Source organism: Pelovirga sp., assembly GCF_059864205.1.
In genome coordinates this window covers 1-11,455 of record NZ_JCBCBS010000012.1, presented here as the reverse complement: position 1 = coordinate 11,455, position 11,455 = coordinate 1, and the positions used below count along the sequence as shown (strand labels likewise).

The 11,455-nt window shown below is 53.1% G+C and carries 8 protein-coding genes and 1 tRNA gene; 5 read left to right on the top strand and 4 right to left on the bottom strand.

Features of this window, described 5'->3' with window-relative positions:
* The 5 genes from AC6F7T_RS00980 to AC6F7T_RS00960 form a co-directional block, all read left to right on the top strand.
* Positions 1-1,080, top strand: a 1,080-nt coding sequence (locus AC6F7T_RS00980; protein ID WP_500716086.1) for a hypothetical protein, incomplete at its 5' end; no start/stop codon positions are given.
* Complete coding sequence (locus tag AC6F7T_RS00975) at positions 1,073-1,978, top strand: DUF4357 domain-containing protein (protein WP_500716085.1); 906 nt, start codon at positions 1,073-1,075, stop codon at positions 1,976-1,978. The genes AC6F7T_RS00980 and AC6F7T_RS00975, both read left to right, overlap by 8 nt.
* A gap of 161 nt (positions 1,979-2,139) precedes the next feature.
* Positions 2,140-2,745 carry a DUF6088 family protein gene (locus AC6F7T_RS00970; protein ID WP_500716084.1) on the top strand — a complete coding sequence of 202 codons (606 nt, stop codon included), beginning with the start codon at positions 2,140-2,142 and terminating at the stop codon, positions 2,743-2,745.
* Complete coding sequence (locus tag AC6F7T_RS00965; RefSeq protein WP_500716083.1) at positions 2,746-3,732, top strand: nucleotidyl transferase AbiEii/AbiGii toxin family protein; 987 nt, start codon at positions 2,746-2,748, stop codon at positions 3,730-3,732.
* Positions 3,729-6,869 carry an HsdR family type I site-specific deoxyribonuclease gene (locus tag AC6F7T_RS00960; protein ID WP_500716082.1) on the top strand — a complete coding sequence of 1,047 codons (3,141 nt, stop codon included), beginning with the start codon at positions 3,729-3,731 and terminating at the stop codon, positions 6,867-6,869. Before AC6F7T_RS00965 ends, AC6F7T_RS00960 begins: the two co-directional genes overlap by 4 nt.
* 195 nt (positions 6,870-7,064) lie before the next feature.
* Here the strand turns inward: AC6F7T_RS00960 and AC6F7T_RS00955 are convergent, their stop codons facing one another.
* The 4 genes from AC6F7T_RS00955 to AC6F7T_RS00940 form a co-directional block, all read right to left on the bottom strand.
* Positions 7,065-8,297 (bottom strand): integrase arm-type DNA-binding domain-containing protein, encoded by a 1,233-nt coding sequence (locus AC6F7T_RS00955; RefSeq protein ID WP_500716081.1) that lies wholly within the window; start codon positions 8,295-8,297, stop codon positions 7,065-7,067.
* A gap of 258 nt (positions 8,298-8,555) precedes the next feature.
* Positions 8,556-8,640: transfer RNA gene (locus AC6F7T_RS00950), tRNA-Leu, on the bottom strand.
* Positions 8,641-8,675: 35 nt separating this feature from the next.
* Positions 8,676-9,509 (bottom strand): aminotransferase class IV, encoded by an 834-nt coding sequence (locus AC6F7T_RS00945; RefSeq protein ID WP_500716078.1) that lies wholly within the window; start codon positions 9,507-9,509, stop codon positions 8,676-8,678.
* A 3-nt stretch (positions 9,510-9,512) separates the two neighbouring features.
* Positions 9,513-10,874, bottom strand: a complete 1,362-nt coding sequence (locus AC6F7T_RS00940) for a chorismate-binding protein (protein WP_500716077.1) — start codon at positions 10,872-10,874, stop codon at positions 9,513-9,515.
* Between the last annotated feature and the right edge of the window lie 581 nt (positions 10,875-11,455).

The following is an 11,455-nucleotide window of genomic DNA, read 5'->3' as shown; positions in this document are numbered from 1 at the left end:
GGAGCAATCGTATATGAAGCAAGGATGTCTGGTGTAACACGGTCAGATATTTTGCTTGTTGGACAAAAGGCCGTTGAACTACTGGCTGAAGCAAAAATTGAAACATATCCAACCCCTATGTATATAAATGAATTACAGATAGATGAAAGTTCTTTTGCAGATGTCTTAAATGATGAGGTCTATTATTACAATCCAAGAGCTCGTGACTATGACATAAATTCAGTGAGGAGCATCTACGTTTTACGCAAAGGATTTTGTCCGCATACAGTAGAAAAAGCTAGAGCCGTCTTCGTGACGAATAATGATGGATTTTCCAGGGCTGCCTATGAATACGGAAAAAACATTGAACAATCGCGTGAAGTTTCAACTGTCATCACTGATTTTAGTTTGGCCAACACTGCTTGGCTTAAGGCTCCGCAGGGGGCGCCTTCATTGCCTCGCAAAGAGATTCTTGCTTTTGCATATGCAGCATTAAGACCTACCGGTGAGTTCTGGGAGAAATTTTTATCAGAGACGGATAAGCTCCAAAAAAGTGGCAAAATTACCCCTCGTGATCATCAAATCTTAAGAAGCAGTCAACACGTCCAAGAAGAGTTGATGAAGTTAACCCTTGGTGAAGACACCGCACTCACTGAGGAAAGAATTACTGAGACATTGAAACGTGTTGTCTCGGACATTAAAAAAGAAGAATCCCAGAAATTGAACTTAACTGAACAGGCAAGAGGAGAAGCAGAGAGAAAATTCCAAGAGGCGTCGTCACGGAACGAATCAATTAAGGAAAGAATTTACTGGCGTTGTGACAAGACCGCAAAAAGAGAGGCTACATTACTCTCAATTTTGATTTGGATCTCGCAGGGTGCCATTGCAGCTGTTGGAGTTATCAAACTTACAAATCAAAGCGAACTTGGCGGGTTATTGCTATCAATTGCTGGCGTCAGTGGTTTGCTGCGTTTGGCAGGTACTTTTTGGGATCTTAAGCCTTTAAAAGTCTATTCGAGTTATCGTGACTGGCGTCGGCAAAGGTTGGTCAGAAATGAATATTTCGCATTAGGGATTGAGCAGCAAGGTGAACATGAGTAGCCCGGGAGTCTATGACATGGATGCCACACCCCCCTTCTCCCTCCGCATCTTCGTCGTCGACGGCGACCCCGACGGTCTGCGCCTGGTGGAACGCTCCAACTGGATCGGCAAGGCGGTGGTCTTCCCCCGCACTCTGTTGCCGTTGATCAAGAAGCGCGACGAATTCAACCAGACCGGCGTCTACCTGCTTCTCGGCCCCCGCGACGACGGTGAAGGTGAAAAACTCTACATCGGCGAGGGTGACCCGGTGCGTGATCGCCTTGAATCTCATTACGCCAAAAAGGACTTTTGGACCCACGCGGTCTTTTTCGTCGCTGGACAGGGTCAGCTCAATAAGGCCCATGTGCAGTTACTCGAAACACGGCTGATCCAACTGGCCAAGGCAGCCAAGCGCATGACGCTCGACAACGGTAACCAGCCGACAGAGCCGACCCTCTCCGAAGCTGACCGTGCCGATATGCAAGTTTTTCTCGACAACATGCTCGGCATGCTGCCGGTGCTGGGGGTTCATGCTTTTGAGCAGGTATCGACTCATGTGGCGGAGACGAAGACGGCGTTGCTAACCTGCAGGGGGAAAGGCATTTCTGCCAGTGGATATGAGGCTACCCAGGGGTTTGTCGTCAAGGCCGGTTCACAGGCCGCCGGTGAAACTGTTCCTTCGATGCAACAGCATGTGCGGGGGATGTATGACCTGCGCCTGGAGCTGATCAGCAACGGCGTGCTGCAAACCGACAACGGCAACTACAGGTTCACCCAGGACTATGCCTTCAAATCGCCATCCACGGCGGCGGCTGTTGTACTCGGTCGCAGCTCCAACGGTCGCATCGATTGGAAGGATGAGCAGGGAAGAACTTTGAAGGAGTTGCAGGAGAATGATGCTGGGGAGGTTTCCGCGTAAACAAAGGCCCCGGCGCTATCCCTGAAATCTTAAGCCGGTCAGACAATCCCATCCCTTGATTTGGGTAGTCGTTTCTTTGCGCTAATATGGTTAACGAAAACTTGGCGCAAAATTTCAGAAAAAGTGATATGTTTTTCTGAAAAAAACACAGAGAAAAAAATATGCAATCTATTGATAACAAAATTCTTTCAAGAATTTATGGCCACGGAAAGGGTTGGGCATTTTTTTCGAAAGATTTTAGCGCCGAATTTGGGAGCATAAATATCGATAAGGCTTTATCCACCTTGGCAAAAGAGGGAAAAATTCGCCGCATCTGCCGGGGGATGTACGACTACCCGAAATACAGCGAACTGCTCGGGCAGGTGTTAAGCCCCGATCATGATCAGGTAGCGCAAGCCTTCGCCCGTAAGTTTAACTGGCGCATTCTTCCCTCGGGTGACGCGGCTCTGAACCTGCTCGGGTTGTCGACCCAGATCCCTGGAAAGTTTATCTATCTGTCTGATGGCCCGAACCGCAAGTATTCCATCCTCAGTTATCAATTGGAATTCAAGAAAACAGCATTGAAGGAGATCGGTTTCAAGCAGCGCGAGAGTGGGCTGATTGTTCAGGCGCTAAAGGCGCTGGGCAAGGAACGGATCACTCCCGAGGTGATTGAAAAAATTCGCAAGCAGATTGCGCCGGAGAAGTACGGGAAGATTTTACAGGAAACCAAAACCGTCACCGGTTGGGTTTACGATGCCATGAAGCAGATTTGCCGGGAGGGGTAAATGGACAAGGTTGCACGGCTGTCGCAAGCAGAGCGTAGCGAACTGTTTACAGAAACTGCGGCCCGCAAAGGGATGACGCCGGCGATTGCCGAGAAGGATTTCTGGGTCACCTGGACGCTGGATAAGCTGTTTGCTCATCCGGAGCTATCGCGCATTCTGATGTTCAAGGGCGGAACCAGCCTCTCCAAGGTTTTCGGATTGATCGAACGCTTTTCGGAAGACATTGACCTGATCCTCGACTGGAACCTTGTGGCTGGAGAAGATCCGGAGGCGGACCGGTCCAAGGCAAAACAGGCCAAGCTCAATAAGGAGATCAACGAACGCGGCCAGGCCTATATTGCTGGTGAGCTGCTGGAAACAGTCAAAGGTGTTTTGGCGCCGGTTTGTACCTGTGACCTTGATCATGACGATCCGAACACGCTGAATGTGCTATATCCGGCGGCGTTCAGCGATACCTATCTGCGCCCGGAGGTGAGGCTGGAGATCGGGCCGCTGGCATCCTGGTTACCGTTCGATAAGTACATCATTCGGCCCTATGCTGCCGAGGTATTCCCCGATCTTTTCCACCGGGCCGACTGCCCGGTGAAGGCGATTAAAGCCGAGCGGACCTTCTGGGAAAAGGCGACGATTCTGCATCACGAGGCGCATCGCCCCGAGGGGAACGCGCAACCGCCGCGCAATTCGCGCCACTATTACGATCTGGCACAGATGGCGGCATCCACAATTAAAGATGCTGCGCTGGCGAACCTCGATCTGCTTCGTGATGTTGTCGAGTTCAAACAGCGTTTCTACCCACGCAGCTGGGCTCGTTACGACCTCGCCGTGCCCGGGACACTCAAGCTGGTTCCCAAGGCGCATGTATTGGCAACAGTCCGCAACGATTATCGGGCGATGGGAAACATGATCTTCGGTAACTATCCGGATATTGAGGAGATCATGTCAGTCTTGCAGGCGCTGGAAGATGAAATCAACGGGATGGCCTCATGATAACCGAAGACCAGCTTGAACAACTCTGCCTTGACTGGTTCTGTGCAGGTGGTTACGAATACGCCTACGGCCCCGACATTGCCTTTGATGGCGACATGCCAGAACGTAGCGACTACCAACAAGTTGTCCTGACCGGCCGCCTGCTCACCGCTCTGCAAAGGATAAATCCACATATCCCGCTGGTAATCCTCGAAGAAGCCGCCGAAGCCATCAGCAAACCCCAATCCCCGGTGCTGATCCACAACAACCGTGCGTTCCATAAGTTTCTTCTCGAAGGCGTTCCGGTCGAATATCGCGATGGCGACGAAACAATAACCGACCATGTCCAGATGATCGACTTTCACATTGTTGAGCGCAACCAGTTTCTGGTCGTTAATCAGTTCACCGTGCAGGGGAGCAAGCAGCTGCGCCGCCCCGATATCGTCGTGTTTATCAACGGCCTGCCAATATCGGTAGTTGAATTGAAGAACCCCGCCGATATCAATGCCGACGTCTGGAAGGCTTATGGTCAACTGCAGACCTATAAGGACGAAATTCCCGATCTGTTTGTCTGCAACGAGGCGCTGGTGGTTTCTGACGGCTTGACGGCGCGCATTGGTTCGCTGACCGCCAACAAGGAGCGCTTTCTCCCCTGGCGCACCCTGCGCAACGAGGATGATAAGCCGCTGCTCGAATATGAGCTGGAGAAGGTGGTCAAAGGCTTCTTTGACCGCGAGCTGCTTCTCGACTATCTGCGCTACTTCATCCTCTTTGAGCAGGATGATGGCAGCGTGATCAAGAAGATTGCCGGTTACCATCAGTTTCATGCCGTGCGCGAGGCGGTGCGGGTGACGCTGATCGCCTCGGCCCCCGCTCGGGTACATGAAATCTCCGACCAACGCGCCACTTGGGGGAAAGAGGTGCAGCCCGGGTCACGCAAGGCCGGAGTGGTCTGGCACACCCAGGGTTCGGGGAAGAGCATCACCATGTGCTGCTATGCGGGGAAGCTGCTGCAGCAGCCGGAGATGAACAACCCGACTATCGTTGTTGTCACTGATCGCAATGACCTTGACGGTCAGCTTTTCGGCACTTTCTGCAACGCACAGGAGCTGTTGCGCCAGACTCCGGTGCAGGCCGACAGTCGCGAAGAACTGCGCGAACTGCTGGAATCTCGGCAGTCGGGCGGCATCATCTTCACCACGGTGCAGAAGTTCTCCCTGATCAACGATGAAGAAACGCATCCAGCCTTGAGTGGCCGCGGCAACATCGTTGTTATCAGCGATGAAGCGCATCGTAGCCAGTACGGCTTCAAGGCCCGACTCGATACCAAAACCGGTCAATACATCTACGGTTACGCCAAGCACATGCGTGACGCTATCCCCAATGCCTCTTTTATCGGTTTCACCGGCACGCCGATCTCGACGGAAGATAAAGACACCCGCGCGGTGTTCGGTGATTACGTCAGCATCTATGACATTCAGGATGCCGTCGAAGATGGAGCGACGGTGCCGATCTACTTTGAGTCGCGCCTGGCCAAACTCGATATCAACAAGGCGGCTATCGAGGAACTGAACGACGAGGTCGATGAGGTGATCGAGGATGAGGAGGATGTCTCTCTTCGTGAACGCACCAAGAGCAAGTGGGCAGCGCTGGAAAAACTGGTGGGGGCCGAACCGCGTCTGCAACAGGTGGCCGAGGATCTGGTAAAGCACTTCGAAGCACGCACGGCGGTCGTTGATGGCAAGGGAATGATCGTTTGTATGAGCCGTGAAATCTGTGCGCTGCTCTACAATGAAATCATCAAGCTCAGACCTGAGTGGCATGACGCCGATCCGGAAAAGGGGGCGATCAAGATCGTCATGACCGGCTCCGCTGCCGATCGGCCGCTGCTGCAGCCACATATTTACAATAAGGTGACCAAAAAGCGCTTGGAGCGTCGGTTCAAGGATGCGAAAGATGATCTGAGGCTGGTGATTGTACGCGACATGTGGCTGACTGGCTTCGACTGCCCAATCTGCCACACCATGTACGTCGACAAGCCGATGCGCGGCCATAACCTGATGCAGGCCATTGCCCGGGTCAATCGGGTCTTCAAGGACAAGCCTGGCGGACTGGTGGTTGATTACATCGGTATCGCCAATGAGCTGAAGCAGGCACTCAAGGTCTACGTCAACGCGCAAGGGAAGGGGGCACCAACGCTACAGGCAGAAGAAGCACTGGCAATTCTCCTGGAAAAACTTGATGTGGTAAGGGGGATGTTTCACGGCTTCGATTACAGCGACTACCAGACCAGGGCGCATCAGATCCTGGTATTAGCCGCCAACCACATCCTCGGCGTCGAGGATGGCAAGAAACGTTTCCTCGATGCTATGGCTGCCATCACCCGCGCTTTCTCCTTGTGCGGAACCCTCGAGGAGGCTGAACCGCTGCGCAAGGAGATTGCCTTCTTTGCCGCGATTCGTGCCGCGATCGTGAAGCACACCACTGTTGACAGCAAGCTGATCGAAGAACAGAAGAACAGCGCCCTCAAGCAGATCCTCGACAACGCGGTGATCGCTGAAGGGGTTGCCGATGTTTTCGCCTTGGCCGGGCTCGATAAGCCAAATATCGCGCTCCTCTCCGATGAGTTTCTCGATGATGTCCGAAATATGAAGAGCCGCAACCTGGCGCTGGAACTGCTGGAGAAGCTGCTGCGCGACACGATCAAGGCGAGGACGCTCAACAACGTGGTACTGGAACAGAAGTTCAGTGAGCGCCTGCTGGCTACACTGAACCGCTACCACGCCCGTGCTATCGAAACCGCCCAGGTTATCGATGAGCTGATCCAGATGGCCAAGGATTTCCAGGAGTCTCTCAAGCGTGATGAAGCCCTTGGCCTCAATCCTGATGAGGTCGCTTTTTACGATGCACTGGCTGACAACGAGAGCGCGGTCCGTGAATTAGGTGACGATATTCTCAAACAGATTGCGGTTGAAATCACCGAGAAGCTGCGAGCCAGTACTTCGGTCGACTGGCAGGTGCGTGATAGCGTGCGCGCCAAGCTGCGTAACCTGGTGCGGCGCTGCTTGCGCAAATGGAAATATCCGCCGGATCGGCAGGAGGCTGCCGTCGACCTGGTGCTTAAGCAGGCCGAGGTTCTTTGTTCCGGGTGGGTGTGAGGAGAGAATCGCCTATCTGTTGAATAGAAGAGCCATGCCTGTGCAGAAAAATGCAACGAAATAACAGTACTTTGGCGCCTTCTGCATTAGCATGACCACCCGTGCTACCTTATTAAAGTTGTGATAGCCCTCGGCACTTTCGAAATCTTTCCAGTCCGCCATGATTGCCTCCCTATTCGTGAGAAGGGTTGGGTGCTAATAGTTGTTCCCAGTGACTCCGTCTTTGCTGCTTCTGCGTAATTCATCAAGATAATCAGACCAGGTCTGCATCATTTTCTTGCGTTGCTTAAGGTGGGTTGTGCGGTTGTAGGCCCTGCCCAAAGGATCTTTGACGGTGTGCGCCAGCTGGTGCTCGACAAAATCGATCCGAATTTCCAGCACCTCGTCCAATAGGGTCCTGGCCAGGGCCCTGAACCCGTGCCCGGTCATTTCATTCTTTTCGTAACCCATACGACGCAAGGCGGCATTGATTGCATTATTGCTAAGTGGCCTTGTGTTGGAGCGGTGCGAAGGGAACAGATATGCACTGCGTTCTGTTGCAGGCTGAAGTTCCCGGAGGATGCCAAGGGCCTGGGTAGACAGGGGAACGATATGCGATTCATTCATCTTCATTTTCTCGGCAGGGATCGTCCATAGGGCGTTATTGAAGTCAAATTCGGACCATTCAGCAAATCGTAATTCACCCGGACGGACAAAGAAGAGCGGAGCCAATTTTAAGGCACACTTCACGACGAAGGAACCATCATATTCATAGATGGCCCGAAGCAGCTGTCCAACTTTTTCCGGTTCAGTGATGGCTGCGTGATGTTGTTTCTTGATGGGCTTCAGTGCGCCCTTGAGGTCTACGGTAATGTCTCGTTTGATATATCCGCAGGAAACGCCATAGCGGAAAATTCGAGAGAGGAGGCTCTTGGTTCGGTGGGTCATTTCGCCAACGCCGCGATCTTCCATCGGGCGGAATACCCCTTCAAGGATCATGCGGGGGGTAAGCTCACTGACCGGAAAGGTGCCAATTGCGGGGTAGATATCAAGCTCAAGCCTGCGCCTGAAGAGGTATTTGGTCGTATCAGCGAGGGTGTCCTGTTTGCTGAACCATTCCTCGGCAAGCTTCCGAAATGTGTTGACCTGGAGTGCCTCAATGGCGAGTTTTTCAGCCTTTTTTGCCAGGGACGGGTCAATCCCCTTGTCGAGTTGCTTCAGGGCTTTTTCTCGCTTATCCCGGGCATCGGCAAGGCTGACTGTAGGGTAGGGACCGAAAGGGAGAAGTTTCTCCTTGCCAGCGAAGTTGTATTTCAGCCGCCAGCCTTTGCTGCCGCCAGGTTTTACTAGCAAGAAAAGACCATTCCCATCGAAAAGCTTGTATTGCTTGTCTGCAGGTTTGGCATTTTTGACTTCTGTTGCCGTCAGAGGTTTGGTTAGCCGAGCCATGTTGAACTCCTTTTTAGGGGTACCTATTGGCTTGTTCTGATAGGGGTACCCCTTAAAAGTACCCCTAAAATAATTGGCTGCCCGTGATTCCCTGTGGAGAATTTGGGATGAGTGTGGCGAGCTGATTTGATTGTATCGAAATGCGGAAATATTTACAAGTACTTGTAATAAATAGAAAAAATAGACTTATGTGGGCGGCTATGGATGATTGAAGACAACAAAAAAGCCCCCGACGAAGCGGGGGCTTTTTTGTGTAAATGGTACCGAAGGCCGGAATCGAACCGGCACGGCTCGCGCCATCGGTGTTTGAGACCGACGTGTCTACCAATTCCACCACTTCGGCATGGTTCGACGATTATAGTGAGCAGGATCTGTTTGTCAAGGGTCTATGCGCAGGGAAATGCATTTGTCGAGGTCTTTCCAGTATTCTCCCCGGTTAATCGTCTTGCCGGCAATTTCGTTGACTGGAACCAGATCGATCAGGGAGTTGCAGGTAAAGACTTCGCTGGCGCTCATGGCTTCAGGCAAGGACAGAGGACGCTCAATGCAGGGCATGCCAAGCTCTTTGGCTGATTCGATTACCTGTTGGCGCATGATACCGTTCAGTACCAGATTGCCGAGGGGTGGGGTAACAAGCTGGTTGTCGATGACGGCAAAGATGTTGCTGGTCGCTCCTTCGAGAAGGTTGCCGCGGTGATCGATAAACAGAGCTTCATCGGCCTGTTGGCGATGGGCATGGTTACGGGCATAGAGGCAGTCGGCGTAATTGCCGTGTTTACATTGAGGCAGATGGGAAAAAGGATTAACGCGCTGGTTGGGGGCCAGACAGCAGCTGATCCCTTGTTCGTGACGACGCTCATTGCTTTCGTCATAAGGTGTTGCCGTAAGTAGAAACCAGCTCTGGCCGGCAGCAGGGTACAGAAGACCCTGGTATGGCCCCCGGCTTAATGTCAGGCGGATGCGGGAGACCGGAGCTGTCAGGCGTTCAGACAATTCATCGCAGGCGGATTCGATCTGTGCCCGCGGACAGGGAAATTCCAGCAATTGCGCTGACCGCTCTATCCGCTCCAGATGCTGATCGCGGAACAGGATCTGCTGCCGGCGCGCCTTGAACGTTTCAAAAAGGCTGTCGCCATAGAGCAAAGAACCATCATTGACAGCCACCCGGGCTTCTTCCTGCGGGATAAATTGTCCGTTAAAACAAACCAGCATGAATCACCTCTCCAGGCTGTGGAGCAGGGCAGACAGGGCCTTGCCTTTGTCCAGACACTCCTGCCATTCCCGTTCAGGTACCGAGTCAGCGACAATCCCGGCGCCGGTCTGATAGCTCAAGTGATTACCGATACGTTGAAAACCCCGGATCAGGATGTTCAGATCCATGCTGCCGCAGGCGCTGATGTAGCCGGCGCTGCCGGTATAGCTGCCACGCCCCACCGGTTCGAGCTCATCAATGATCTCCATACAGCGTTTTTTCGGTACGCCGGTGATGGTGCCGCCGGGGAAGGTTGCCCTGAGCAGGTCAACGGCGGTGCAATCGGGACGTAACCGGCCACTGACATTGGAGACAATGTGGGTGACATGGGAATAGCGCTCGAGCACCATCAGCTCATCGACTACCACCGAGCCACTTTGGCAGACTTTGCCCAGATCATTACGTTCAAGATCGAGGAGCATGATGTGTTCCGCCCGCTCCTTGGGGTGACCGAGGAGTTCCTTGCCGAGTTGATGATCTTCCGGCGGGGTGAAGCCGCGCGGGCGGGTGCCGGCGATGGGACGGGTCTGGGCGCTGCCGTCACGCAGCGACACCAGACGTTCCGGCGAGCTGGAAATGATCTCAACATCGTCAAACGTGAGCAGACAGGCAAAGGGTGAGGGGTTGATCTGCCGGAGGCGCCGGTACAGCTCGCCGGCAGATCCGTCGATGGCGGCATCAAAACGGCAGGAGAGGTTGACCTGGTAAATATCACCGGCGGCGATATAATCCTTGGCGCGTTTGACCCCGGTAATAAATTCCTGTTCCGTCATGACTCCCTGAGGTGCCTGGCGCAGGTACAAAGGAGTTTCCGGTGGTGGACTCTGTTGAGAAAGCATCAGCTGCTCCTGCCAGTAATCAAGATCGACACTGTCATCAAGGGTAGCCAGAGTCAGCAATTGTTGGTGGTGATCGTAAGTAGCCGTCACATCGACCCAGGCCAGATACAGATCGGCCAGGGGCTGATCACGGCTTGCGCAGTACGGCAAGTCTTCAATCTGTCTGGCCAGATCGTAGCTGAAAAAGCCGAAAAAACCGCCGGGGAAGGGGGTCTCCGGGGCGATTGGGCAGCGGCGTTCGGCCAGAATCCGGGCCAGGGTTATTAGGGGTTGATCTGAGCTGCCGCGGTGGCCTTTGGGGCAGCGCCAGTGCAGCTGATTGTTGCTGAGGTGGTATTGTTCCTGCCGGCGCAAGGGAACAATGGAATAGCGCCCGGTCTTAGGCAGGGGGTTGAGGGATTCAAGCAGGCCGGGGCCGTCCGGGACACAGCTCAGGTAGAGTGCCAGGGGATCGAAGGTTGTCAGGGAGAAGCTTAAGGTTTTCATGGTCAGCACAGGATGCGTGGTAGAAATAAAAAAACAAAAAAAGGGCCAGCACCAAAGCTGACCCTTTTTACTTTTAATGGTGGAGCTACGCGGGATCGAACCGCGGACCTTTTGACTGCCAGAACGATTCTTTTGTTTTCAGGGTCTTGCCGCTGGTTTCACTACTTTGACAGGCCGCGAATTTATCAGCCTTGCCGTTTTCCTGTCAATGATTATCTTGACTGTCTTTGCTTTGAATACATGACAAAAAGCATGACACCTGCCTTATACAGTACACCCCTTTTTTTACTTAAATAAAAAGAAAGGTCACAAAGGTCATAAGGTCACGGAGCCTTAAAATTATTAAGAAAATTGCTGTGACCTTTGAAAACCAAAGGTCACAAAGGTCATTCTGTGATGACCGGAAGCGCCCGCCCGGTTTCGGCATGACCTTTGCCGGTTTCTTTTCACCTGCTGCCGCCGAGGGGGGAGGGGTTCCAGTGAAATATAAAATTAAGTTGCCGACACCTTGAGCTGTTGCCAGTTTCCGACCGTTACCGCCTGGAGAGGATCACCTGCCGGGCTGTTCTGGTTTGAGACCT

Excerpts from the sequence above, each read along its gene's own strand:
- AC6F7T_RS00975 (WP_500716085.1), top strand. The coding sequence starts at position 1,073 with ATGAGTAGCCCGGGAGTCTATGACATGGATGCCACACCCCCCTTCTCC.
- AC6F7T_RS00970 (WP_500716084.1), top strand. The coding sequence starts at position 2,140 with ATGCAATCTATTGATAACAAAATTCTTTCAAGAATTTATGGCCACGGA.
- AC6F7T_RS00965 (WP_500716083.1), top strand. The coding sequence starts at position 2,746 with ATGGACAAGGTTGCACGGCTGTCGCAAGCAGAGCGTAGCGAACTGTTT.
- AC6F7T_RS00960 (WP_500716082.1), top strand. The coding sequence starts at position 3,729 with ATGATAACCGAAGACCAGCTTGAACAACTCTGCCTTGACTGGTTCTGT.
- AC6F7T_RS00955 (WP_500716081.1), bottom strand. The coding sequence starts at position 8,297 with ATGGCTCGGCTAACCAAACCTCTGACGGCAACAGAAGTCAAAAATGCC.
- AC6F7T_RS00945 (WP_500716078.1), bottom strand. The coding sequence starts at position 9,509 with ATGCTGGTTTGTTTTAACGGACAATTTATCCCGCAGGAAGAAGCCCGG.
- AC6F7T_RS00940 (WP_500716077.1), bottom strand. The coding sequence starts at position 10,874 with ATGAAAACCTTAAGCTTCTCCCTGACAACCTTCGATCCCCTGGCACTC.